Source organism: Rhodococcus sp. IEGM 1406 (genome assembly GCF_030056745.1).
GTDB lineage: Bacteria > Actinomycetota > Actinomycetes > Mycobacteriales > Mycobacteriaceae > Rhodococcus_F > Rhodococcus_F erythropolis.
Map to the genome: position 1 here is coordinate 415,135 of NZ_JASHKO010000004.1, position 24,050 is coordinate 439,184.

At 63.3% G+C, this 24,050-nt stretch carries 24 protein-coding genes, 1 tRNA gene and 1 other RNA gene; 11 read left to right on the top strand and 15 right to left on the bottom strand.

Features of this window, described 5'->3' with window-relative positions; translation table 11 throughout:
- Nucleotides 1–4: 4 nt before the first annotated feature.
- The 3 genes from QM596_RS20715 to rnpB form a co-directional block, all read right to left on the bottom strand.
- Complete coding sequence (locus tag QM596_RS20715) at nt 5–1,414, bottom strand: RNB domain-containing ribonuclease (RefSeq protein ID WP_019748950.1); 1,410 nt, start codon at nt 1,412–1,414, stop codon at nt 5–7.
- 77 nt (nt 1,415–1,491) lie between these two features.
- Complete coding sequence (locus QM596_RS20720) at nt 1,492–1,677, bottom strand: hypothetical protein (protein WP_007735457.1); 186 nt, start codon at nt 1,675–1,677, stop codon at nt 1,492–1,494.
- A gap of 320 nt (nt 1,678–1,997) precedes the next feature.
- Nucleotides 1,998–2,412, bottom strand: an RNA gene (gene rnpB, locus QM596_RS20725) — RNase P RNA component class A.
- A gap of 54 nt (nt 2,413–2,466) precedes the next feature.
- On the opposite strand from rnpB, the gene QM596_RS20730 reads away from it, so the two are divergent.
- Both QM596_RS20730 and QM596_RS20735 read left to right on the top strand, forming a co-directional pair.
- Nucleotides 2,467–2,994 (top strand): DUF1697 domain-containing protein, encoded by a 528-nt coding sequence (locus QM596_RS20730; protein ID WP_283309856.1) that lies wholly within the window; start codon nt 2,467–2,469, stop codon nt 2,992–2,994.
- A gap of 28 nt (nt 2,995–3,022) precedes the next feature.
- Entirely contained in the window at nt 3,023–4,258 is a 1,236-nt protein-coding gene (locus QM596_RS20735; RefSeq protein ID WP_283309857.1) for an SLC13 family permease, read from the top strand.
- Between the two features lie 29 nt (nt 4,259–4,287).
- Here QM596_RS20735 and QM596_RS20740 read toward each other — a convergent pair whose 3' ends face one another.
- From QM596_RS20740 to cobC, 4 genes are all read right to left on the bottom strand, one after another.
- Nucleotides 4,288–5,412: a bifunctional RNase H/acid phosphatase gene (locus tag QM596_RS20740; RefSeq protein ID WP_019748954.1), complete on the bottom strand. Its 1,125-nt coding sequence runs from the start codon at nt 5,410–5,412 to the stop codon at nt 4,288–4,290.
- The gene (locus tag QM596_RS20745) at nt 5,409–6,146 is read right to left on the bottom strand and encodes a zinc ribbon domain-containing protein (RefSeq protein ID WP_019748955.1); all 738 of its coding nucleotides are present in this window, start codon (nt 6,144–6,146) and stop codon (nt 5,409–5,411) included. Before QM596_RS20745 ends, QM596_RS20740 begins: the two co-directional genes overlap by 4 nt.
- A gap of 108 nt (nt 6,147–6,254) precedes the next feature.
- The gene (locus QM596_RS20750) at nt 6,255–7,388 is read right to left on the bottom strand and encodes a Nif3-like dinuclear metal center hexameric protein (protein ID WP_069146828.1); all 1,134 of its coding nucleotides are present in this window, start codon (nt 7,386–7,388) and stop codon (nt 6,255–6,257) included.
- A complete protein-coding gene (gene cobC / locus QM596_RS20755) occupies nt 7,385–8,419 on the bottom strand; it encodes an Rv2231c family histidinol phosphate aminotransferase CobC (RefSeq protein ID WP_283309858.1) in 1,035 nt (344 codons plus the stop codon). Before cobC ends, QM596_RS20750 begins: the two co-directional genes overlap by 4 nt.
- A 56-nt stretch (nt 8,420–8,475) precedes the next feature.
- On the opposite strand from cobC, the gene QM596_RS20760 reads away from it, so the two are divergent.
- The 3 genes from QM596_RS20760 to QM596_RS20770 are packed head-to-tail and all read left to right on the top strand — an operon-like array spanning nt 8,476 to nt 10,636.
- Nucleotides 8,476–9,171 (top strand): HAD hydrolase-like protein, encoded by a 696-nt coding sequence (locus QM596_RS20760; protein ID WP_019748958.1) that lies wholly within the window; start codon nt 8,476–8,478, stop codon nt 9,169–9,171.
- A complete protein-coding gene (locus QM596_RS20765; protein WP_021334191.1) occupies nt 9,158–9,649 on the top strand; it encodes a low molecular weight protein-tyrosine-phosphatase in 492 nt (163 codons plus the stop codon). The genes QM596_RS20760 and QM596_RS20765 overlap by 14 nt, the downstream gene beginning before the upstream one ends.
- Before the next feature lie 48 nt (nt 9,650–9,697).
- Nucleotides 9,698–10,636, top strand: coding sequence for an SURF1 family cytochrome oxidase biogenesis protein (locus tag QM596_RS20770; RefSeq protein ID WP_283309859.1), 939 nt, complete (start codon nt 9,698–9,700; stop codon nt 10,634–10,636).
- On the opposite strand, the gene QM596_RS20775 is transcribed toward QM596_RS20770, so the two are convergent.
- The 6 genes from QM596_RS20775 to QM596_RS20800 form a co-directional block, all read right to left on the bottom strand.
- Nucleotides 10,577–11,596 (bottom strand): cobalamin biosynthesis protein, encoded by a 1,020-nt coding sequence (locus tag QM596_RS20775; RefSeq protein ID WP_283309860.1) that lies wholly within the window; start codon nt 11,594–11,596, stop codon nt 10,577–10,579. The two genes, QM596_RS20770 and QM596_RS20775, sit on opposite strands and share 60 nt — an antisense overlap.
- 41 nt (nt 11,597–11,637) lie before the next feature.
- Nucleotides 11,638–11,886: a hypothetical protein gene (locus tag QM596_RS20780; RefSeq protein WP_283309861.1), complete on the bottom strand. Its 249-nt coding sequence runs from the start codon at nt 11,884–11,886 to the stop codon at nt 11,638–11,640.
- A gap of 93 nt (nt 11,887–11,979) precedes the next feature.
- Nucleotides 11,980–12,051, bottom strand: a tRNA-Val gene (locus QM596_RS20785).
- Between the two features lie 32 nt (nt 12,052–12,083).
- Nucleotides 12,084–12,548: a peroxiredoxin gene (locus QM596_RS20790; RefSeq protein WP_003941619.1), complete on the bottom strand. Its 465-nt coding sequence runs from the start codon at nt 12,546–12,548 to the stop codon at nt 12,084–12,086.
- 35 nt (nt 12,549–12,583) lie between these two features.
- Nucleotides 12,584–13,009: a DUF3052 domain-containing protein gene (locus tag QM596_RS20795; RefSeq protein ID WP_003941575.1), complete on the bottom strand. Its 426-nt coding sequence runs from the start codon at nt 13,007–13,009 to the stop codon at nt 12,584–12,586.
- A 177-nt stretch (nt 13,010–13,186) separates the two neighbouring features.
- Nucleotides 13,187–13,747 (bottom strand): Rv2240c family protein, encoded by a 561-nt coding sequence (locus QM596_RS20800; protein ID WP_020969928.1) that lies wholly within the window; start codon nt 13,745–13,747, stop codon nt 13,187–13,189.
- 233 nt (nt 13,748–13,980) lie between these two features.
- On the opposite strand from QM596_RS20800, the gene aceE reads away from it, so the two are divergent.
- From aceE to QM596_RS20830, 6 genes are all read left to right on the top strand, one after another.
- On the top strand, nt 13,981–16,836 hold the full coding sequence (aceE, locus tag QM596_RS20805; protein WP_007735476.1) for a pyruvate dehydrogenase (acetyl-transferring), homodimeric type: 2,856 nt from the start codon (nt 13,981–13,983) through the stop codon (nt 16,834–16,836).
- Between the two features lie 99 nt (nt 16,837–16,935).
- Nucleotides 16,936–18,264, top strand: coding sequence for a PucR family transcriptional regulator (locus tag QM596_RS20810; protein ID WP_019748966.1), 1,329 nt, complete (start codon nt 16,936–16,938; stop codon nt 18,262–18,264).
- A 127-nt stretch (nt 18,265–18,391) separates the two neighbouring features.
- Nucleotides 18,392–19,300, top strand: coding sequence for an ACP S-malonyltransferase (locus tag QM596_RS20815; protein WP_020908154.1), 909 nt, complete (start codon nt 18,392–18,394; stop codon nt 19,298–19,300).
- Between the two features lie 84 nt (nt 19,301–19,384).
- Nucleotides 19,385–19,660 (top strand): meromycolate extension acyl carrier protein AcpM, encoded by a 276-nt coding sequence (gene acpM / locus QM596_RS20820; RefSeq protein WP_003941649.1) that lies wholly within the window; start codon nt 19,385–19,387, stop codon nt 19,658–19,660.
- Between the two features lie 7 nt (nt 19,661–19,667).
- Nucleotides 19,668–20,918: a KasA/KasB family beta-ketoacyl-ACP synthase gene (locus QM596_RS20825; protein ID WP_003941591.1), complete on the top strand. Its 1,251-nt coding sequence runs from the start codon at nt 19,668–19,670 to the stop codon at nt 20,916–20,918.
- A gap of 108 nt (nt 20,919–21,026) precedes the next feature.
- Entirely contained in the window at nt 21,027–22,460 is a 1,434-nt protein-coding gene (locus QM596_RS20830) for an acyl-CoA carboxylase subunit beta (RefSeq protein WP_003941597.1), read from the top strand.
- A gap of 110 nt (nt 22,461–22,570) precedes the next feature.
- Here the strand turns inward: QM596_RS20830 and QM596_RS20835 are convergent, their stop codons facing one another.
- Entirely contained in the window at nt 22,571–23,080 is a 510-nt protein-coding gene (locus QM596_RS20835; protein WP_003941617.1) for a DUF3145 domain-containing protein, read from the bottom strand.
- A 128-nt stretch (nt 23,081–23,208) separates the two neighbouring features.
- Entirely contained in the window at nt 23,209–24,048 is an 840-nt protein-coding gene (locus tag QM596_RS20840; protein WP_283309863.1) for a serine hydrolase domain-containing protein, read from the bottom strand.
- Nucleotides 24,049–24,050 lie beyond the last annotated feature (2 nt).

The following is a 24,050-nucleotide window of genomic DNA, read 5'->3' on the forward strand; positions in this document are numbered from 1 at the left end:
CGCCCTACGCCGGGAACGTGAATTCCACCGTCCGCTTGACAGTGTCGACGGCGGTGAGTCGCACCTTTGCGCGCTCACCGTCATCGGGCGTTCCGACGCATTTCGCAATCACTGCGACCGACGGGACAAACACTTCCGCCGAGCGCTTTCCGTCCTTGGCGCGCATCACCACCGCGTCGAAGACCTCGCCGACCCGACCGTCGAGCAGCGTGGACTCGGTGAGATCGATGCACGCGCGGTCGACCTTGTTCGCCAGTGAGTCGGACCCACTCATGATGTCGGGCAACTCGGGAAGGGCGGTGCGCACCCATTCCGGTACCGGCGTACCAGCTGTGATCGCCAGACACACCTCGGTGCTGAAGCGATCGGACAGCCGGCGCAGTGGAGCCGTCACATGAGCGTAGGGCGCTCCGATCCCCGCATGCACCGTCAACTCCGGTAGCTGGCCGTCGAAGGCCGCGTAGTCTGCGCCGCGCAGCAACGACGGCGCAACTGACATCAGCGCCATCGTCGACGGCTCGTTGGAATCGAGTCCGGCAAGAATCTGCCCGACGCTTCGACCCTCCGGCCACGTGATACCCAGCGCCACTGCAGTTCTCCGCAGGGTGCGAACCGCGGACTCCTCGGCCGGCGGCAGCGTGCGAAGCAGCCCGATACCTGCGTCGATCATCATGCGGCCGGCACACATACCGGTCAGCAGCGACACTTCTGCGTTCCAGTCGTCCGCTTCGGTGCGTGGCTCGAGCTCGATCCGCCAGCGAGCCGAGGACTCGTCCTCTGGCTGATCCCGAACCACTGACTGCTCGGGCAGTTTCAGCTCGATGGCGCCCCTGGCAACCGCCGAGGCACTGCGCAATCGTCCGAATTCCGGTAGTGCGGCGATCGACGGATGCAAGGTGCCCGCGTCGGCGTCACGTTGCACGGTCGAATAATCCAGACGCGCCACCGATTTCACCAGAGCGCGTCTCACCTGCCATGACGTGGGCTCGGCCTGGGCGTCCAACTCGATACGCCACAGTGCGGCGGGGCGAACCACGTCCGGCAGCAGACTCGCCGATCCCTCCGACAACGCCCGAGGATGCAGCGGAACGGAACCGTCCGGGAGATAGAAGGTTTGACCACGCTTGCGGGTTTCGACGTCGAGCGCACCGCCCGGCGTCACCACCGCCGCGACGTCGGCGATCGCGTAGTGCACGACGTACCCGGTCGAGGTCTTCTCGATGTGCACTGCCTGGTCGAGGTCCATCGATCCGGGGGGGTCGATGGTCACGAAGGCGATACCCGTTTCGTCGACACGCCCGGCACCGAAACGATCCACGGCATTCTCGGCCTCGGCCTGCGCCGCGGCCGAGAATGCTCCCGGCAAGTCGAACTCCGCCCGAACCACTCCGAAGTCGATTCCCTGCACCATCATTCGACTTGCGGGCACGCATCCTCCATGATCGGTTCGGGCCGGTGTAGCAGCTGTACCGGTCCCAGTTGTTCCAAGTCTCAGTTGTTCCAGTCTTCGTCTGCCCGATCGGCGGCTTTGTTGCGTTCGGCAGCGATCTTCAATGCATGCTCGGCAGAGTCCCGATCAGGGTACGGCCCCATCCTCGTCAACGAGGACGCGCCCTTTCCCTGCGTGACGGAACCGTCGGACACGTCGAAGTACCAGAGTCGATCTTCATCAGTCATATCCACAGTGTGACATCAGAGTGAGATAGAAGCTTGTAGATCGCTGTGAGACTGATATTCTTTCTACTTGGCCTGGCAGGTGAGAACCGGACATTCGAACGGTGAGTTCTGCTTGAATGCCCAACACAAGCTACGAACAGAAAATGGAGTGCGCATGTCCGCAATTCTTTACGATTACCTCCTCCCGCTCATGGGCCATGACGCGGCAACGTACTGGGCTACGCTGCTGGTCATCAAGCCTGTCTGACAGCTTTTCGAACAAGAGAAGACCCCCACCGATCCGGTGGGGGTCTTCTTTTTCTCACTGTGCAGATCGCGGGCGGACGAGTCGGCGTGTAAGCCGGATCCTGTCCTGCGGCACCGAAGTGCCGAGTGGCGACCATCCATCTGGGCACACCGTCGCCGGGTGCCTCGAGCGGTTCACCCGCAGGCTCGGGCGAGCAGCCCTCGAACACCTGCGCAGCCGCACCGCGAGCGATGCGACCTTCAACCTTGCTCCGGGCGGGGTTTACCTAGCCACCCCGGTCACCCGAGGTGCTGGTGCGCTCTTACCGCACCGTTTCACCCTTACCTGCCTCGAAAGGCAGGCGGTCTGTTTTCTGTGGCACTGTCCCGCGAGTTGCCTCGGGTTGCCGTTAACAACCGCCCTGCTCTGTGGAGTCCGGACTTTCCTCGGCCCCAGGCCTGTGCGTGGTACACGCTGGTTCCAGAAGCCGCGGCCGCCCGGCCAACTCGTCCGCCCCCGTATGCTACCGGGCGCCTGTCGGTGGCCGGCACTATGGTCACCTTATGACTCGGTACGTGACCCTGCTACGCGGTATCAACGTGGGCGGCATCAACATCAAGATGGCGGACCTGGCGAGAGTCTTCGGCGACCTCGGATTCCAAGGCGTGAAAACCGTCCTGGCCTCGGGCAACGTTCTGTTCGACAGTCCGAGCACCGACATCTCGTCGCTGAAGAAACAGATCGAATCTGCCCTCGCCCGCGAGTTCGGCTACGAGGCTTGGGTATTCGTCCTCGACATTCCGACGCTGCAAGCGATCGTGGACAACTACCCGTTCGACCGAGAACGCGAGGGTTGGCATGCTTACGCGATGGTTGCCTCCGAGCCGGAAATCCTCGAGGAATTGAGTGCTGCGGCAGCGCAACTCGATGCCTCGGTCGAACGCGTGGTGGCCGGCGACGGAGTCCTGTACTGGGAGGTCGAGAAGGGGCAGACCGTCAAGAGCGCGTTCGGCAGGAACACCGGAAAACCGAAGTTCAAGGCGTTCACCACAACCCGAAATCTGAACACGCTCTACAAACTGCTCAAATGACGCTCGCCCCGACACGGAGCACCAGCGCGTGACTCTTCTACCGATCCTGCTCGTCGCCGTCGTCCTCGTCTTCGCGATAGTGCGTCCACGTGGGCTTCCCGAGATCGTCATCGCCGGGCCGGCAGCTGTCGTCGTTCTCCTGACCGGTGTCGTCACTCTCGACGAAGCCCGCGAAGAACTGACGAGCATGGCACCCACCGTCGTCTTCCTGGTTGCCGTGCTGGTTCTCGCTCATGCCGCGGACGCTCTCGGCGTCTTTCGCTGGGTCAGCCAGATCCTGCAGCAAAAATCCCTCGCCGATCCGCACCGGTTGCTGATTTACGTATTCGGCGCGGCTGCCCTGACCACGGCGGTCCTGAGCCTCGACGCCACCGTCGTACTTCTGACACCCGCAGTGATCGCGGCCGCACGATCCATCGGAGCAAGTCCGCGGCCCCATTCGTATGCCAGTGCGCACCTGTCGAACTCGGCGTCGACGCTTCTGCCGGTGTCGAACCTGACCAACCTCATCGCTTTTGCTGCAACAGGTTTGACGTTCTTGCACTTCACCGCGTTGATGGCGCTGCCGTGGGTCGTGACGATCGCTGTCGAATATCTGATCTTCCGACTGTTCTTCCGATCCGAACTCGTCCGCTCGGAAAACACAGAGCCACCGGCAAGTAAAACTTCCTCGCCTGCGCCGAGTCTGCCGCTGGCGGTGATCGGACTGACGCTTGTCGGTTTCGCGGTTTCGGGTTTCTTCGGGATCGAGCCCGCCTGGATCGCTGTGGTGGGTGCGAGTGTTCTGGGAGCGATCGCTCTGGCTCGGCACCGTACGACCGCCTCCAAGATGCTCTACGCTGCCGACCTCTGGTTCTGCGCGTTCGTCCTGGTTCTCGGGATCATCGTCGTCGGAGTCGCGAACGGGCCGGTGGGAGAATGGATTGCGCAGATCCTGCCAGGCGACACCAGCTACGGATCACTGCTATTCGTCGCCATGGTCGCTGCGCTCGCGTCCAACCTCGTCAATAACCTGCCGGCAACCTTGCTGATGATCGCGGCGCTCGGGACGGGAGCACCTCCAGGCCTGGTGCTCGCGATGTTGATCGGCGTCAACCTCGGGCCCAACCTCACCTACGTGGGCTCTCTCGCGACAATGCTCTGGCGACGAGTTGCCACCAGCGCGGGCGCACCGCCCACGCTGGCGACGTTCACTCTGCTCGGGGTCATCACGACGCCACTGACGCTGCTCGCCGCCGTGAGCGCCCTGTGGTTGGTGATCTGATCAACGGCTGATCAGCAGTCGGGGCATTTTCAGCGAAGATGTGACGTGTCGTTGACCAACCGGACCGAGGCTCCCCCGTCTGGATAGAACTCGGTGATACTCAGCGACGCCAGATCCAGATGCAACCGGTACAGCAAGGACGGCCCGGCATCGAGGGCCAGCTGCACCAACGTCTTGATCGGGGTGACGTGAGAAACGACCAACAGCGTCGCGCCGCCGTAGGTCGAGATCAGGTCGTCACGCGCGGCGACGACTCGTTCTCGTACCTCATCGAAACTCTCGCCGCCGGGTGGGCGCACCGAAGTGTCCGAGAGCCATTCACGATGCAGGTCCGGATCGCGCTCGGCTGCCTCGCGGAAGGTGAGTCCGTCCCAGTCGCCGAAATCGGTTTCGATCAAACCTTTGTGCTCGACGACGGGAAGACCGAGCACGCGGGCCGATGCCTCTGCCGTCTCACGGGTTCTGCCGAGGGGTGAGCAGACGATGGCGTCGATACCGCCGCGGTTCCCGAAGCGTGCAGCCGCGCCGGCAGCCTGCGCGCGGCCCAATTCCGTGAGCTCAGGATTGCCGCGTCCGGAGTAGCGGCGATCGACCGACATCGCTGTCTGTCCGTGACGTAGCAACAACATTCGTGTCGGCTTGCCGGTGGTGGCGATCCATCCCGGAGAGCCGGCGATCTGCGGTTCCGACGTCTCTTCTGACGGCGCGGCGGGTGCAGCCGGTGCGGGGGTCGCGGTTTCGATCCCGGCAGCAGCGTCCATCGCCTCGTTGGCAAGACGATCGGCATGAGAATTCTCGCCGCGCGGAATCCACGTGTAGGTCACTCGCGAGAACTGCGTCGCCAACTCGGCTGCGCGTCGCTGCAGCGGAATCATGTCCGGGTGCTTGACCTTCCAGCGCCCGGACATCTGCTCGACGACCAGCTTGGAGTCCATACGGACGTCGACCGTCGACGCTCCGAGTTCACCGGCAGCGGTCAACCCGGCGATCAGTCCGCGGTACTCGGCGACGTTGTTGGTCGCTATTCCGATGCTTTCCTTGCGTTCGGCCAACACCGAGCGGGTGGAGTCGAAGACCACGGCGCCGTAGCCGGCCGGGCCGGGGTTGCCGCGTGATCCACCGTCGGCCTCGACGATGACCTGCGTGGGAGTCACAGACCGGACTCCTTGGTACGCACCATGATTGCATTGCACTCTGGGCAACGAACGACGACGTCGGCCGGTGTCGCGGCGATTCGGGAGATCTCGCCGCGGTCGATCTCGATCCGGCAAGCGCCGCATCGGCGTGCCTGCAGAAGCGCCGCGCCCGGTCCGCCCAGGGTGCGCTGCTTCTCGTAGACAGCAAGGAAATCGGCGGGGAATTCACCGACAAGTCGTTCACGATCGGCGGCGCAACGCTCTTGCGCCTTGTCCAGATCGGCGACGGCGTCGTCGCGGCGACGCTTGGCGTCGATCAGCTCTTCTTCGGCCTGGGACAGCTGGGCACCGGCATGATCGTGATCGGCCTGCAACGCCTCACGCTGCTCCATCACTTCGAGCAGCTCGTCCTCGAGGAGCCCCTGACGCCTGACCAGGCTGCCGAGTTCGTGTTCGAGTTCGGTGAGCTGCTTCGCCCCGACCGACCCACTCTGCAACAGAGTGCGGTCACGATCCTCGCGCTGACGAACCGCGTCGACCTCGCCTTCGAGCTTGCGGATGTCGCGATCGATGTCGTCGATCTGGATTTCGACGGCTACGGACGCATCTTTACGGCTGATTCGCTCGGCCTCGAGACGTTCGACTTCCTGCTGCTCGGGAAGCGCTCCGCGTCGGTGGGTGATCCGAGTGAGCTCAGCATCCACCCCGGCGAGGTCGAGAAGCTTGGATTGCACCTGTGGTTCGACGTTCACGCTGTATAACTCCTGCTGTAAGTCCGATGTCGGCAGTGCTCGCGAAGGACGGCTCTCGAAGAACTGCTCTTGAATTGTTCGTGCAACCGTACCTTGCAGAGCGCTGCACTAATGCGCACTCAAACACCACGGATCGGTGCGAATTGTCGAAACCCGGCTTTCCCACCCCGGATTGTCGGCAAACGCGGCGTCGAGCACCGATTTCGCCTGCGCACACCACGGGTATTCACTAGCCCAATGGGCGACATCGACCAGTGCCGGGCCACCGGCACGAAGATGCTCGTCCGCGGGATGATGCCGCAGGTCCGCAGTGACGTAGACGTCGGCGCCCAGCGCCGCCACCACGTCCAGATACGAGTCGCCGGAACCGCCGCACACCGCCACGGTACGAACGGTCGCGTCCGGATCTCCGGCAGCGCGAACACCCCACTCGGTCGAGGGCAGTGAGCGCGCCACTCGCGCCGTGAACTCTCGCAATGTTTCGGGGTGCTCGAGCTCACCCACCCGCCCCAGACCGAGCGAACTGGGGAACGCTGCGAGTTCGAAGACATCGAAGGCTGGTTCCTCGTACGGGTGGGCGGCACGCAATGCGCCCAACACCGCACTTCGCTTTCCGCGTGGGGCAATCACTTCCACACGATCCTCGCGAACCTGCTCCACAGCGCCGACAGTCCCGATCGTCGGATTCGCACCGTCGGCTGGCAAGAACTGACCCGTACCGGTGACCGTCCAACTGCACTGGCTGTAGTCGCCGATCCGCCCAGCCCCGGCCTCGAAAAGTGCATCCTGCACGGCCGATGCATTCTCCACCGGAACCATGACGACCCACTTGTCGAGCGGCTGCGTCGGCTTGGGTTCGATCGGGCGCAGCACGGTCAGGCCCAGAGCCTGCGCCAACGCGTCGGACACTCCGGGGTCGGCGGAGTCCGCATTGGTGTGCGCCGAGAACAGTGCGCACCCCGCCTTGATGAGCTTGTGGACCAACGCACCTTTGGGTGTGTGAGCACCGACGGTGTCCACCCCACGCAGCAGAAGTGGGTGGTGAACGACCAGAAGGTCGGCACCGGAGGCGATGGCGTCGTCGACCACTGCCTCGGTCGGATCCACCGCGAAAACCACTCTCGTCACCGCGTCCGCAGGATCGCCGCAGACCAGACCGACCGAATCCCACGATTCCGCCAGGGCGGGCGGATAAGCGGATTCCAGCACAGCTATGACGTCCGCAAGAGTTGGGCCGCTCACAAGATCTCCTTCATCGCTTCGATCAGTACCGAGACCTGCTCGGCTGGACGGACGGCAACGCGCAACTGATCGGGCCCGAGTCCGGGAAAGGTGTCGCACCGGCGGACGGCGATACCGCAGGCACGCAGGTGCTCTCGCATCGAGGCGCCGTCGCGGACGTCGACGAGCACGAACGGCCCCGCAGCGGGTTCGTGCACGGCAATCCCGATCTCGGTCAGTCGCCGGGACATGTCTTGGCGGTCTGCCGCAATCGCTTCGGCTTTGATCCTCGACTGCTCGACCGCGAACGGTTCGCAGCAGGCCGTGATGGCCTCGATCTGCAGACTGCCCAATGGCCAGTGGGCTCGGCCGTGAGCCAGTCGAGCGAGTAGATCCGGAGAGCCGATCGCGTACCCACACCGCAATCCGGCGAGTGCCCACGTCTTGGTCAGGCTCCGAAGCACCAGTACATCCGCCGACTCGACACCTGCGATGCTCTCCGCTTCGCCGGGGATCGCGTCGCCGAATGCCTCGTCCACCACCAGGATCCGGCCCGGCCGACGCAACTCCAACACATCGGCCTTGGGGTGAAGCACGGACGTCGGATTGGTCGGATTGCCCAGAACGACAAGGTCCGCGGATTCTGGTACCTGCGCGGCCCGAAGCGCGAAAGGCGGCTCCAGAATCACCTGCGTCACCGGTACACCGGCCTCTCGCAGCGCCAGTTCCGGCTCGGTGAAGGACGGATGGATCAGCGCTGCCGAACGAGAGCCCAGGCGCGGCAGCATCGCGAATCCCTCGGCACCGCCCGAGAGCAACAACACCTCTTCGGGCCGGCGCCCGTGCCGCTGCGCGACGGTTTCGCGGGCCTTCAGTTCCGCTGCAGCCGACGGGTACGAACCGAGCGTCGACAGCCCTGCGGCCAGCCGATCCCGCAACCACTTCGGTGGGCCGGAGCCTTGAACGTTGACGGCAAAATCAAGTAACCCGGGCTCCGCTTCGACATCGCCGTGATGTCGCAAGCTCTCCAGGTCAACCGTTCCGGTACTCACCCGGTCAGCCTACGGTCGAGCACCGTGCGCGGACATCACCCCTGCCGTCCGGGACAATGAGTGCCGTGACGACACCACCCCTCGACCGTTTTCCTGTAGTTCTGTTCGATCTGGACGGAACCATCACCGATTCCGCTCCCGGCATTCACGGCGGCTTCCGACATGCGTTGGCAACTGTCGGCCATCCGGAGCCGACGGAAGCGATGTTGGCATCGGTGATCGGCCCGCCGATGGTCGATACCTTCAGGTCACTCGGTATGGCCCCGGCGGACGTGGATCGGGCGATCGCCGCGTACATCGAGCGTTACGACGCGACCGGGTGGCAGGAGAACTCGGTGTACGAGGGCATGGACGTCGTCCTGGGTAAGGCTCGCGCGAGCGGCACCAGACTGGCCGTCGCCACCTCGAAGTCGGAACGATTCGCCATTCGCATCCTCGAGCATTTCGGCCTGGCCGAGCACTTCGAGTTCATCGGCGGCGCAAGTGACGACGGAACTCGTCGGGCGAAACCCGATGTGATCGCGCACTCGCTGACCTCACTCGGGATCACTCCCGTCCTCGCCGCCGACGGCGGAACCCCCGACGTGCTCATGATCGGCGATCGTGATCACGACGTGCTCGGCGCCGCGAAGTACGGCATCCCCACCGTCGTCGTCGAATGGGGCTACGGTTCCGCCGAGGAAGCGCGGCAAGCGTTTCGCTCCGTATCGTCGGCATCCGAACTGGGAGGACTTCTCGATGGCCGCCTCTGAACCACTCCATGTGACTGAACCACTCCATGTGACGTTTGTGTGCACCGGCAATATCTGCCGGTCACCAATGGCCGAAAAGATCTTGCTCGCGCATCTGGGCCGTGAAGGCCTCGCCGACCGCGTGCGTGTCAGCAGCGCCGGTACCGAGGGGTTTCACACCGGTAGCGAAGCCGACGAGCGGACCAACGTCGTGCTCCGAGCGGCCGGATATCCGACGGGCCACAGCGCCGCGCAGGTCAATGCAGATCATCTCGCCGCCGATCTAGTCGTCGCCCTCGACACCGGGCATGAACGTGAGCTTGCTCATCTCGGCGTGCCCACCGAGCGTCGGCGCCTACTGCGATCGTTCGACCCCGAGGCGGACGGCGAATCGGTTCCGGACCCGTACTACGGGGATCAGGAGGACTTCGAACTGGTTCGAGACCAGATCGAAGCAGCCATTCCCGACATACTCGACTGGATCCGCGAGCGAGCCTGAACCCGGAGCAAAATTCACTCCCGTTCGGGCAACGGATACCGTGGACGTGTGCGAAGACTGAAATTCCTGTTGCGGCCCGGTTGGTTGGTACTGGCAGCTGTGGTCGGGCTCTTCGCCTACCTGTGCTTCACCGTGCTCGCTCCGTGGCAGCTCGGCAAGAACACGAAGACCGAGCACCGCAATGATCTGATCTCGAACTCGATCAACGCGGAGACCGTGCCGATCGGTGATGTCATCGCCGATTCGACGATCGCACCGGACGACGAATGGCGAAACATCACCGCGGCAGGTACCTATCTGCCCGACGCCGATATCCTCGTCCGCCTGCAGTCCATCGAGGGCGCGCCGTCGTACGAGATCCTGACGCCTTTCCGCCTGGACGACGGCCGCACGATCCTCGTCAATCGCGGATACGTTCGGCCGATCAACGGCGCCGAGGCACCGCCCATCGCTGCGCCGCCGACCGATCCGGTCACTCTCAACGGCCGCGTGCGCCTGTCGGAAGGCACCGCTCCCGGCCGAGTTCCGATGTTCGAGGACGGCGCGAAGCAGGTCTACTCCATCGACGCACAGCCGATCGGCGAGTTCATCGGAACGGACCTGATCGACGCGTACATCCAACTCGAACCCGACCAGCCCGGCGGTCTCGGCACGATCCCGCTCCCCCAACTCGACGCGGGCCCCTACCTCTCGTACGGGTTCCAATGGCTGGCGTTCGGCATCATGGCGCCGCTCGGACTGGCTTACTTCATTCGCGCCGAGTGGCGCGAACGTCGCAAGGAAAAGGCAGCTCAAGCAGCTGTGGACGGTTTCGCAGCCGACGACGCCGCTGCCGAGACGACCCCGGAAGCGGCAGTGTCCGCGCCTGCCGCACCCCCCGCCGAACCGGGTCGTACCTTCAGCCGTCGCAAGAAGCCGGAGCCGGAATCAGTTCCGCTGACGGCACAGGAAGCCAAACTTGCCGATCGATACGGCAATACCCGCTGAAATACCCGCTGACACCACAGCTGCACTGATCTGCACCGCCGACGAAAGCCTCGCCGCGCGGCGCAGATCGTTCGGCGTCGGCACAGGCCCGCGGCCGAGGACGGGACGCATCTCCACCCCGTGCGCATACTCGGTCCGACCACCCAACGAAATGCCCAACGCCCCTGCCGCCGACGCTTCCGCGACGCCCGCATTGGGGCTTGGATGAGCCGCTGCGTCGCGTTTCCACGCTGCCAGTGATTCCTGAACCGAGCCGCCCACCACCGGTGCACACGCAGCCGTCAGCGCACCTGTCAGCCGAGCGGGGACGATGTTGACCAGGTCGTCGAACCTCGCCGCAGCCCACCCGAATCTGAGGTACTTCTCGGAGCGGTAGCCGATCATCGCGTCGAGTGTGTTGGCAGCGCGGTAGACGAACAGGCCTGGCACGCCCGCAATTGCACCCCAGAACACTGCGCCGACGGTTGCATCCGAGGTGTTCTCGGCAACCGACTCCAGTGCTGCACGCGTGAGGCCCTCCTCGCCCAGCACCGAGGGATCGCGTCCGCAGAGTGAAGGAAGTAGCTCACGCGCTGTCGTCAGGTCGCCGTCAACCTGTGACGCCTCCAATCGAGCGGCCATGTCGATGCCGGTGCGTGCAAGCGACGTTCCGCCGAGCACGGCCCAGGTAGCTATCGCCGTCGTACCCGTGACGGCCACCCAACCGGCCCGGCGCGACGCTGCTTCGGCTGTGAGGCCAAGTCCTGCGGTGCCGGCCAAGAGCACGGCAACATGAAGTGTTCCGGCCGCGCGCGAGTCCCGGTAGGACATCTTCTGCAGCGCGATAGCCGCGGTTCCGAAGCCGGCAACCGGATGGAACCGCCCCGGATCGGCGAATGCCCGATCCGCAACGAAGCCGAGGAGAAGCCCGGCAGCTCGCGCATTGAATCGAGATTGGGACGAACGAACCGAAATCTGCACGAGCGTAGTTGTAGCAGCGACGCTCGTTCTCTGGCCAACCGTCACATGTCTGCCCGAGCTGAGCTCAACCCGTCCCAGTCGATCGTCAGGTAGATCAAGCGGTGCATTCGGTTGATTTCCCAGACTCGGGCAATCCCGGTCGCCAGTGCGTCGCTTTGGGAACGAACCCGGATCGTCTGCCCCGGGAACAACGCAACACTGAGACTGGGCATCTCGGCGATATGTATGTGCGGACGGGTGGGATGCACGCGCGTCGGGTCGACGGCTACTTCGATCACAGAACTGGACATGCGTCCAGAATGGCGTATTGCGGACAATTCGTTGCCGAAAATGAAAAAACCCCGATCTGCGTCAACAAGCAGATCGGGGTTTGAATTCTTCGGTGGGCGCGGAGGGTTTCGAACCCCCGACCGCTGGTGTGTAAAACCAGAGCTCTACCACTGAGCTACACGCCCGAACTCCCGGTGAGACCCTCACCGGGAGTGCTCTAAGACTCTAGCGCGGCAAGCGCGTTTGCCCAAAGTCCGTGGTCACGGGCTTCTCCGGGGCCGTTCATCTCGGCAAAACGAATGATTCCGTCTTTGTCGATGACAAAGGTGCCACGATTCGCGAAGCCCAACTTGTCGTTGAACACCTCGTACTTCTGAGCGACTTCACCGTGCGGCCAGAAGTCCGACAGCAAGGGAAATGTGTATCCCTGCTCAGCCGACCAGATCTTGTGAGTCGGCGAAGCACCGACAGAAATCGCGAGAATGGCAGTGTCGTCGTTCTCGAACTTCGGAAGCTCGTCACGGACCTTGCAGAGTTCCCCCTGACAAGTCCCGGTGAAGGCCAACGGATAGAAGACCAGCAGAACATTCTTCTTACCGCGGAAATCTGCGAGCGAGACTTCCTGGTTGTTCTGGTCCTTCAAGGTGAAATCCGGTGCCTGGGCACCAACTTCGAGAGGCATGTGCAATTCCTTGGGAAAGTGCGGAAAGGGCCGGGTCAGCGCTTGTTGGCCGGACGAGCCTTCGGCTGAACCAGTCGACTTCCCGACCAGTCACCGAGGTTGGCTGCCGATGTCTGCGTCAAGCCGGCAGTCGGCGCCGATTCGGCGATCTCGCTGGGCTCGACATGTCCGTCGAGACCGGTCTTGGGAGTGAGAACCCACACGAAGCCTTCGTCGGCGAGGGGCCCGATGGCATCCATCAAGGCATCCACCAGGTCACCGTCCTCGTCGCGCCACCACAGCAGCACGACGTCGATGACCTCGTCGGAATCCTCGTCGAGCATTTCCCCGCCGATGGTTTCCTCAACCGCGGCACGAATGCCGTCGTCGGTATCCTCATCCCAGCCCAGTTCCTGCACCACCATGTCAGTGGTAATCCCGAGTTTCTGAGCGTAGTTCTGGGCATCCGCCGCGGCGACCACGGTGGGGTCCTCCTTTTGTTGATGGTGTGTGGCGACCCCGCACACCTACCGTTTGACGATCAATTAGGGAAAGCGAACATGGTCTGAGGCGTTAGCGCAAGCCGACCACGCCGAAAACTTTCACCAAAGATCGTCTTCTGACACACGGCGAACCTTACGCCTGCGGATTACCGCAGGTCACAGGGATCCACATTCATCGAAGATCGACTTGCGAATCGAATTGCTCGTATCGCTGATCGAATTGATTTCATCCGCCGAATGATCACTCTCGATCACGACTGCAGATGAACGTAGGTTCGCGGCCAATTCGTCGAACAGTCCGGAAAGTTGCGCCGGAAGTTCACTCGCGACCGAGTCGAACCACGAGGCGGTGTCCCTGGCCGACGAAGCAGCAGCGCTTGCTTCGGCTCTCAGGTCGGTCTCACCATGATTTCCGGCGTCGACGTAGGCATTGAACGCGACCACGTCGTTTTTCGATCGAGAGACCGCTTCCTCACAGATCGCGAAAGCTGCCTCTGCCGCATCTGCCGCCGCTTTCGACGAGGACGCGGCGGCCATCGAAATACTCACCTCGGATTGGTATGCAGCCACGTGCGCTTCATTGGGTACTGCCGATCCGGTCACCGCCGCCGAACATCCCACGATCACCGACAGTCCCACTGCGATCGATCCGACCGAGACCCACGCCCCGACCCTGCCGTAATTGATTTCTTTGTTTATTTTTTCCCACCCCTTCATACGTTCCGATCGATCCCCCAAGCCTGTGACTACGGGGAACCATCACACCCCTGCGTCACGCCGAAAAACGCTACCCGAGAGTAACCAGAGGCGAGGTGTGCCGGACCGACCGGGATGGTGAAAGATGAGGTACGCGCCATATTCACGATGGAAGTGCGTCGGACCTAACAAGGCCTCGATCACCTATGTAAGGACGCCCCACCACGCGTCCCCAAACCAATGAGGAGCACACGTTGTCTGACCTGATCCAGGGTCCCGCGTCCGGGCAGAACGCCGATTCCGGCGCCGCCGGCGAGTCGGGTTCGCCCGCGTCGAACACGCCGGGGGGAACCGACGGTCGCGTTCGCGTCATTCGCGAAGGTGTTGCGTCGTACCTGCCGGACATCGATCCGGACGAGACCACCGAATGGCTCGAATCATTCGACGGACTTCTGGATCGATCCGGACCCACGCGTGCCCGCTACCTCATGCTCCGCATGCTCGAACGCGCCGGTGAGAAGCACGTCGCACTCCCCGCGCTCACCTCGACCGACTACGTCAACACGATTCCGACCGAAAACGAGCCGTGGTTCCCCGGCGACGAAGAGGTCGAGCGCCGCTATCGCGCCTGGATCCGTTGGAACGCCGCGATCATGGTCCACCGCGCGCAGCGACCGGGCGTCGGCGTCGGCGGTCACATCTCCACCTACGCATCCTCGGCAGCGTTGTACGAGGTCGGCTTCAACCACTTCTTCCGCGGCAAGGACCACCCGGGCGGTGGCGACCACATCTTCATCCAGGGTCACGCCTCCCCTGGCATCTACGCACGCGCCTTCCTCGAGGGCCGCATCCCCGCGGAACAGCTCGACGGATTCCGCCAGGAGAAGTCCCACGCCGACTTCGGCGGCGCACTGCCGTCCTACCCACACCCGCGGCTGCTTCCCGACTTCTGGGAGTTCCCGACGGTCTCGATGGGCCTCGGCCCGATGAACGCCATCTACCAGGCCCGGTTCAACCACTACCTCAACGACCGCGGCATCAAGGACACCACCGATCAGCACGTGTGGGCGTTCCTCGGCGACGGCGAAATGGACGAGCCCGAATCACGCGGCCTCGCTCACGTCGCGGCAACCGAAGGCCTCGACAACCTCACGTTCGTCGTGAACTGCAACCTCCAACGCCTCGACGGCCCGGTCCGCGGCAACGGAAAGATCATCCAGGAACTGGAATCGTTCTTCCGCGGTGCCGGCTGGAACGTCATCAAGGTCGTCTGGGGTCGCGAGTGGGATGCGCTGCTGCACGCCGATCGCGACGGCGCACTGGTCAACCTGATGAACGTGACGCCGGACGGTGACTACCAGACGTACAAGGCCAACGACGGCGCGTTCGTACGCGATCACTTCTTCGGACGTGACCCCCGCACCAAGGAACTGGTCAAGGACCTCACAGACCAGGAAATCTGGAACCTCAAGCGCGGTGGCCACGACTACCGCAAGGTCCACGCCGCCTACGCAGCGGCCATGGCACACAAGGGCCAGCCGACGGTCATCCTCGCGCACACCATCAAGGGCTACACCCTCGGCAAGCACTTCGAGGGCCGCAACGCCACACACCAGATGAAGAAGCTGACGCTGGACGATCTCAAGGCGTTCCGCGACATGCAGCACATCCCGATCTCGGATGCCGAGCTCGAGAAGGATCCGTACCTGCCTCCGTACTACCACCCGGGCGCGGACGCTCCCGAGATCAAGTACATGCTCGACCGTCGCAAAGCACTCGGAGGGTTCCTGCCTTCCCGCAACACCGACGCTGCTCCGCTCAAGCTCCCCGAGGACAAGACGTACGACGTCATCCGCAAGGGCTCGGGCAAGCAGGAAGTCGCCACCACCATGGCGATCGTGCGCATCCTCAAGGAACTGTTGCGCGACAAGGAGATCGGCAAGCGGATCGTGCCGATCATTCCGGACGAGGCCCGTACGTTCGGTATGGACTCCTGGTTCCCGTCGCTGAAGATCTACAACCGCAACGGACAGCTCTACACCTCCGTCGACGCCGAACTCATGCTCGCCTACAAGGAGAGCCCGATCGGCCAGATCCTGCACGAGGGCATCAACGAGGCCGGTTCGACGGCATCGTTCACCGCAGTCGGCACGTCCTACGCCACCCACGGTGAACCGATGATTCCGCTGTACATCTTCTACTCGATGTTCGGTTTCCAGCGCACCGGCGACGGCCTGTGGGCGGCCGCCGACCAGATGGCTCGCGGATTCGTTCTCGGCGCGACCGCCGGTCGTACCACTCTGACCGGTGAAGGTCTCCAGCACGCCGACGGACACTCGCTGCTCCTGGCATCGACCAACCCGGCCGCTGTCACGTACGACGCCGCGTTCTCGTACGAGTTGGCGCACATCGTCAAGGACGGCTTGCGCCGCATGTACGGCGGCACCGAGGGCGTCGACGGTTTCGGTGGCGAGAACATCTTCTACTACCTGACCATCTACAACGAGCCGTACGTTCAGCCGGCCGAGCCCGAAGGTCTCGACGTCGAGGGCTTGCTCAAGGGCATCTACCTCTACAAGACGTCCGAAGCAGCCGGCCCGAAGGCACAGATCCTCGTCTCCGGTGTCGCGATGCCTGAGGGTCTGCGTGCGCAGAAGCTGCTCGCCGACGAATGGGGCGTCTCGGCCGATGTCTGGTCGGTCACGTCCTGGGGTGAGCTGCGCCGCGAAGGCGTCGAATGCGAACGTCAGGCGCTGCTCAATCCGTCCGAGGATGCTCCGGTTCCGTTCGTCACCACGGCGTTGTCCTCGGCCCAAGGCCCTGTCGTCGCGGCTTCGGACTGGATGCGGGCGGTCTCGGATCAGATCCGTCAGTGGGTTCCCGGCGACTACACCACGCTCGGCACGGACGGGTTCGGGTTCTCCGACACACGCACTGCAGCGCGTCGCTACTTCAACGTCGATGCCGAGTCCATCGTCGTTGCCGTGCTGATCGGTTTAGCGAAGGAAGGATCGATCGAGCGGTCGAAGGCCGTCGAAGCAGCGAGCCGATACCGCATCGACGACGTGAATGCTGCTCCCGAGCAGACCGGGGACACCGGTAGCGCCTAAGTCGTAGGGCAACAGTCCCAGCGATCGAAAACAGACCTACGCCCATCGCCGAGGGTGTCATCTCGACATCCGCTGCGGCGATGGGCGTAGGTTTTTCTCATGCCCGAACCTGATCCCGAGAAACCCGAAGAGGGCGTACGCCGCACTCGACCACAGTCGTCCGGGTTGCAGGCTGTACTCGCCCGCCGTCGTCAGGTTCGCGATCCACTTCCAGAAGCCTTGCTCCGCCGCGTCAAACAGTTCTCCGGTCGACTCTCCACCGAGGCCGTGACCGTGATGGAGGAGCAGCTTCCGTTCTTCGACAGTCTCGACGCTTCGCAACGTGCCGACGTTCAACTCTTGGTGCAGACGTCGGTGGTGAATTTCCTGGAATGGCTGCGGCAACTCGACTCGGAGATCAGCTTCGGATACGAGTCTTTCCCGGTCATCCCTCAGGATCTTGCTCGACAGCTCACGTTGCGCCAGACCGTCGACATGGTCCGGGTGGCGATGGAGTTCTTCGAGAAATGGCTGCCGGCTCTCGCCCGCAACGATCAGCAGCTGATCGCGCTGACGGAAGCCGTCCTGCGCTACGGGCGTGAACTCGGTTTCGCAGCAGCGACGGTGTACGCAAGCGCCGCCGAGTCGCGCGGTGCCCTGGACACGCGACTGGAAGCGCTCGTCGTCGACGCCGTCGTGCAGGGAGACACCGGCTCGGACATGCTCTCCCGCGCAGCCACCTTGAACTGGGACGCCACAGCTCCGGCCACCGTCATCGTCGGGTCTCCCCCGCCGGACGAGCGGGTCTCGGTTGCCGGCACCGTCCACGCCACTGCCGCCGCGCACGGGCGCGCTGTTCTCGCCGTGGTGCAGGGTCCGCGACTGGTGATGATCGTCAGCGGCGAGCTGAGCAGTAAGACGGAAGGCAGCCAATTCCTTCAAGACCTGCTCATGAGTTTCGCCGACGAACCGGTGGTGATCGGCCCGACAACGCCCTCGTTGAGCGCAGCACACTTCAGTGCGTCCGAAGCTCTCGCGGGAATCAAGGCCGTCGCCGGGTGGCGCGGCGCACCTCGTCCCGTTTTCGCGACTGAACTGCTCCCGGAACGGGCACTACTCGGAGACGACGCTGCCGTAAAGGCTCTTCGCGATTTCCTGGTCGCACCTTTAGCGGAATCCGGCACAGTCTTGACCGATACTTTAGACAGTTATCTCGACTGTGGAGGTGCGGTTGAGACTTGTGCACGTCTTCTGTTTGTTCATCCAAATACCGTTCGGTACCGCTTGAAGCGAATCGCGGAAGTTACCGGCCGGGATCCTACGAATCCACGCGACGCGTACGTACTACGGATCGCCGCTACCGTGGGCCGATTGACACAAATCGATCTCAAATCGAACAATTCGGTTACTTCAGTCACATCTTTAACATCCGGACAAACAAACCTGTAACCCCGGAGCGTCCAATTTCGATGGCCGAGCGCGACATGGGATTTTGTGGGAACCCTACAAAACACTTCGCCAGAGTTCATCGCGACCGACATCTCGCAGGTCACTCGCGGCGGTGTTCTCTTAATAAGTGATTTCGTTGCTCGCCCCGGGACAGGGCTCTCAGACACCCGGCATGCTCAGCCCATGGCTGGCACTGCCCGGAGCGCAAGACCGCCTCGAAGTGTGGTCGAAGGCAGCCGGCCTGGACCTCGTCCGACTCGGCACGACCGCGACTGCCGAAGAAATCACCGACACCTCGGTAACCCAGCCCCTCGTCGTTGCCGCTGCTCTGCTGGCGTACGAGGAAATCGAATCACGTGGGCTCCTCGGCGCCGACGTCATCGCTGCCGGCCATTCAGTGGGTGAACTTGCCGCTGCTGCGGTCGCCGGTGTTATTTCCGCTGACGACGCGGTCGCACTTGCCGCCCTCCGCGGCGCCGAGATGGCCAAGGCTTGCGCGCTCGAGCCCACCGGCATGTCAGCCGTTCTCGGTGGCGACGAAGCCGAAGTGCTCGCACGACTCGAAGAACTCGGGTTGGAAGCGGCCAACCGCAATGCGGCCGGCCAGATCGTGGCTGCCGGACTGCTCACCGCGCTCGAAGAACTCGCAGCAAACGCACCCGAAAAGGCCCGAGTCCGCGCACTGCCCGTCGCCGGCGCTTTCCACACCCGCTTCATGGCACCTGCACAGGATGCCGTCGCAGCTGCTGCCGCCAAGATCACCCCGTCCGATCCGACGCGCACGCTGCTTTCCAACTCGGATGGCGCACCCGTCTCCTCGGGCGCCGACGCCCTCACCAAACTTGCCGCGCAGGTAACCCGCCCCGTTCGTTGGGACCTCTGCTCCGCGTCGTTGCGGACAGCAGAAGTCAGCGCGATCGTGGAACTCCCGCCGGCCGGAACCCTCGTCGGAATTGCCAAGCGCGAAATGCGTGGCACGCCGACGGTGGCCCTCAAAAACCCGGAGGATATCTCCGCACTGTCCGAGCTGACCTAGCTCGGACGCCCACCCGGCCGATCAGCCCGAACGGCGGCCGGACGTTTCACCCCACCTCAATCGATCAAGAAGGGAGCCACACCAGTGGCCCACACTCAGGAAGAAATCATCGCGGAACTCGGCCAGATCGTGGAGGAGGTCACCGGTATCGAGCCTTCCGAGGTCACCGTTGACAAGTCCTTCGTGGACGACCTCGATATCGACTCCCTGTCCATGGTCGAGATCGCTGTTCAGACCGAAGACAAGTACGGCGTGAAGGTCCCCGACGAGGATCTCGCAGGCCTGCGCACCGTCGGCGACATCGTCGCGTACATCCAGAAGCTCGAAGCCGAAGGCGCCGAAGCCAAGAACGCAGAGTGAGCCGACCGTGACTTCCGCTTCTACCCGCAAAGGGAAATTCCCCGACATCGTCGTCACGAGCCTCGCGACGTCGACCTCGGTGGCTGGTGATGTGGATGGCACGTGGAAGGCGCTACTCGCCGGCGAAAGCGGCATCGGAATCCTCGATGACCCGTTCATCGACGAGTTCGACCTTCCCATTCGCATCGGCGGGCACCTGAAGGTTTCACCAGACGAGGGCTTGTCCCGCGTCGAAATTCGACGGATGAGCTGGGTGGAACGCCTTGCCCTCACGTTGAGTCGCACGGTCTGGAGCAACGCCGGCAGTCCCGAAGTCGATCAGGACCGCCTCGCGGTTGTCATCGGCACCGGACTCGGCGGCGGCGACACGCTCATCGACGCCGTCGACAAGCTCCGTGGCGGCGGATACCGCAAGGTTTCCCCGTTCTCGGTGCAGATGGTCATGCCCAACGGACCGGCCGCAACGGTGGGGCTCGAACTCGGGGCCCGCGGCGGCGTCATCACCCCGGTCTCGGCATGTTCGTCGGGTTCCGAGGCAATTGCTCACGCTCACCGCATGCTTGTCATGGGTGACGCGGACATGGTTGTAGCTGGTGGAGTCGAGAGCTTCATCGACGCGGTTCCGATCGCGAGCTTCGCCATGATGCGTGCAATGAGCACCAACAACGACAATCCGGCCGCAGCTTCACGTCCTTTCGACAAGGACCGCGACGGATTTGTCTTCGGCGAAGCCGGCGCACTGATGATCCTCGAAACCGAGGAACACGCAAAGGCACGCGGGGCCACCATTCATGCCCGCCTGCTCGGTTCCGGAATCACTTCGGACGGGTACCACATCGTGGCACCGCATCCGGAAGGCCTGGGCGCGGCGCGAGCCATGACCCGAGCAATCGAGATGGCCGGACTGACGAAGTCCGACATCAAGCACATCAACGCCCACGCCACTGCGACGCCGATCGGTGACATCGCAGAGGCAAAGGCAATCAACGCAGCGGTCGGCAATCACGCTGCGGTGTACGGCCCGAAATCCGCGCTGGGACACTCGATCGGCGCTGTCGGCGCCCTCGAATCAGTCCTCACGGTTCTGGCGGTGCGTGACGGGATCATCCCGCCCACGCTCAATGTTGACAGCCAGGATCCAGAAATCGATCTCGATGTCGTCAAGGGTGAACCCCGAACCGGCTCTTTCGATTTCGCACTGAACAACTCGTTCGGTTTCGGTGGGCACAATGTCGCGCTCGCCTTCGGTCGGGCCTAGCCCGAACCGCGGTTTGCACCTGTCCGCGGGTGTCGTTGCAACACAACGTCACCCGCGGACAACACCGACCTTTCGTTCCACCCAAGGCTCGTACTGAAGGAGGACGCGATGACCATCCTGGCCCCCGTGACAAAGTCCGAATCATCGACAGACCCGCGCGATCCTCTTGCGCGCCTGGAAAATCTGTTCGACCCCGGCACAACAGTGCCGCTCCACGCCCGTGACAAGTCCGGCGTGCTCGCTGCGTCCGGAAACATCGACGGCGTCCGCACCATCGCATACTGCTCCGATGCCACCGTCATGGGCGGCGCAATGGGCGTCGACGGTTGCAAACACCTCGTCAAAGCCATCGATACCGCCATCGAGGAAGAGTCCCCCATCGTGGGTCTCTGGCACTCCGGTGGCGCGCGTCTGGCTGAAGGCGTCGAAGCACTCCACGCAGTCGGACTGGTCTTCGAGGCCATGGTCCGTGCGTCGGGTCTCATACCTCAAATTTCCGTCGTGCTCGGCTTTGCCGCTGGTGGAGCCGCGTACGGTCCAGCCCTCACCGATGTCGTGATCATGGCGCCGGAAGGCCGAGTGTTCGTCACCGGCCCAGACGTAGTTCGCAGCGTCACCGGTGAACAGGTCGACATGGTGTCACTCGGCGGTCCGGACACACACACCAAGAAGTCGGGTGTCGCGCACATCGCCGCACACGACGAGGCCGACGCATTGCACCGCGCACGCCGCCTGGTCTCGATGATGTGCGAGCAGGGCGAATTCGATCAGCGGGCAGCGGAACTCGGCGACAGCGATCTGCGCGCCATGATGCCTGCGTCCGCAAAACGTGCATACGACGTTCGTCCCATCGTTCACGAAATGCTCGACAACGTCGAAGGCGAGTCGAGCTTCGAAGAACTGCAAGGCAATTACGCGCGGAGCATCGTCACCGGTTTCGGCCGGATGGCCGGACGCACGGTTGGCGTCATCGCGAACAACCCACTGCGACTCGGGGGGTGCCTGAACTCCGAAAGTGCAGAGAAGGCCGCTCGATTCGTGCGACTGTGCAACGCATTCGGCGTGCCGCTCGTGGTCGTCGTCGATGTTCCCGGGTATCTGCCTGGCGTGTCGATGGAGTGGGAAGGCGTGGTTCGGCGCGGCGCGAAGTTACTTCACGCCTTCGCCGAGGCGACTGTCCCCCGCGTCACCGTCGTCACTCGAAAGATCTACGGCGGCGCATACATCGCAATGAACTCGCGAGCACTGGGAGCCACGGCCGTTTTCGCTTGGCCCAACTCCGAAGTGGCCGTGATGGGCGCGAAGGCTGCTGTCGGCATCCTGCACAAGCGGGCTCTCGCTGCGGCACCGGACGACGAGCGTGAAGCATTGCACGACCGTCTCGCTGCCGAACACGAGGCGATCGCAGGCGGCGTCGACCGCGCTGTCGAAATCGGCGTCGTCGACGAGGAAATCGACCCGGCGAAGACTCGCAGCATCGTCACCGCTGCGCTCGCGTCTGCACCATCTGTCCGTGCGCGCCACAAGAACATTCCGCTCTGACAACCCCGGACAGCAAGGTGGGCCTCGCCGATACGGCGGGGCCCACCTTTGTCATTCAAGTCTTTGTCGTTCAATCCGCGAGAGCACTCAGGGTTCAGGATGGACCTCGGTCAGCTGACACGCCTTCGCAGCCATGTCACTTCGGCACCTTCGCCTGAACTCCGGAAGGGTTCGAGTTCCTCGTCCCACGGTGCACCTATCGCCCGATCGATCTCCGCGGCGATGTCTCCACCGGAATTCATGATGGACCGCAGTTTCATCTCCCCAACGACGACATCACCGTTCGCACTGGTGGATCCGCGCCACAAGCCCAGACCGGGTACATGGCTGTACCGTTCACCGTCGACGCCATGGCTCGGGTCCTCCGTGACCTCGAACCGCAACATCGGCCACGCGCGTAGCGAATCGACCAGGCGGGCACAGGTTCCGACGGGACCCGTCCAGTCCGTCGTCGCACGCAGAAGTCCGTCGTAGGCAGGCTGTGAGGTCCATCTGAGCTTGGCAGGGCTGTCCAACGTGGCGGACAAAGCCCAATCCACGTGCGGGCACAGCGCCGCGGGCGACGAGTGGATGTAAACCACACCAGTCGTCACGTCCGCGAATTGATTCATTTCGCGCACTCGAGCCTCCTGCTTCGACGAGGGACGTCTTCCCCAACGACCTCTGTCGAGTTCGTGCAGCACGCTCGATTGAACAGTGTGCCTTGTGTTACCCGTGTTGCGCCAGTGGAAGGAGAGAAATTTGTGCTCTATCGCGAAACTTCACCGATCACGCCATCTGACAATTCAGTCCACAAACGCTTGGCCCAATCACCGAAGTCGCGATCGGTAAGCACGACGCACGCAGTATCGATCGTGGGATCGACCCACAGGAACGTCCCGGACTGGCCGAAATGACCGAAGGTTGCGGCCGAGTTCTCGAGACCTGTCCAATGCGGACGCTTGTCGCCGCGAATTTCGAATCCGAGTCCCCAGTCGTTGGGGCGCTGAGAGCCGTAACCCGGAAGAATTCCGTTGAGCCCCGGGAACTGCACGGTTGTCGCCTCTGCGAACGTCTGCGTCGAGATCAGGGTCGGCGAGAGCAGTTCAGCCGCGAACTTGGCCAAGTCGTCTGCCGATGCCTGTGCACCGTGACCGGCAGGACCGACAAGAGTCGCGCTGGTCATCCCCAACGGCGCGAACACCGCCTCGGCAAGATAGTCGGCAAACTCGATCTCGGTCTCCCGGGAAACCAACTCGGCAAGCACCTCGAATCCCGCACTCGAGTAGATCCGCTTCGACGCCACCGGCGCCTGAACAACACGTTCGGCGAATGCCAACCCGGAAGCATGTGCGAGGAGATGACGAACGGTCGACCCCTCAGGCCCGGCCGGCCCATCCAACTCGACCGCCCCTTCCTCCGCCGCCACCAGAATCGCGTAGGCGCACAACAGTTTTGTCACCGAAGCCAGGGGGAAAACATGCGACTGGTCGCCGCTGAAACCACGAATGCGGTCGCCCTCACCCGGATTATTCCCGGAGAGGACGACCGCTGCCGCATTGTCGACCGGCCACTGCTGGATTACGTCGAGACTGTGAGTACTGGGCACCC

What these genes read in the sequence shown, in the direction of transcription:
- QM596_RS20810 (WP_019748966.1), top strand. Translation starts at nt 16,936, where the DNA reads ATGCCCGAACCTGATCCCGAGAAACCCGAAGAGGGCGTACGCCGCACT.
- QM596_RS20780 (WP_283309861.1), bottom strand. Translation starts at nt 11,886, where the DNA reads ATGTCCAGTTCTGTGATCGAAGTAGCCGTCGACCCGACGCGCGTGCAT.
- QM596_RS20830 (WP_003941597.1), top strand. Translation starts at nt 21,027, where the DNA reads ATGACCATCCTGGCCCCCGTGACAAAGTCCGAATCATCGACAGACCCG.
- QM596_RS20765 (WP_021334191.1), top strand. Translation starts at nt 9,158, where the DNA reads ATGGCCGCCTCTGAACCACTCCATGTGACTGAACCACTCCATGTGACG.
- QM596_RS20730 (WP_283309856.1), top strand. Translation starts at nt 2,467, where the DNA reads ATGACTCGGTACGTGACCCTGCTACGCGGTATCAACGTGGGCGGCATC.
- QM596_RS20720 (WP_007735457.1), bottom strand. Translation starts at nt 1,677, where the DNA reads ATGACTGATGAAGATCGACTCTGGTACTTCGACGTGTCCGACGGTTCC.
- QM596_RS20760 (WP_019748958.1), top strand. Translation starts at nt 8,476, where the DNA reads ATGAGTGCCGTGACGACACCACCCCTCGACCGTTTTCCTGTAGTTCTG.
- QM596_RS20800 (WP_020969928.1), bottom strand. Translation starts at nt 13,747, where the DNA reads ATGAAGGGGTGGGAAAAAATAAACAAAGAAATCAATTACGGCAGGGTC.
- QM596_RS20715 (WP_019748950.1), bottom strand. Translation starts at nt 1,414, where the DNA reads ATGATGGTGCAGGGAATCGACTTCGGAGTGGTTCGGGCGGAGTTCGAC.
- QM596_RS20790 (WP_003941619.1), bottom strand. Translation starts at nt 12,548, where the DNA reads ATGCCTCTCGAAGTTGGTGCCCAGGCACCGGATTTCACCTTGAAGGAC.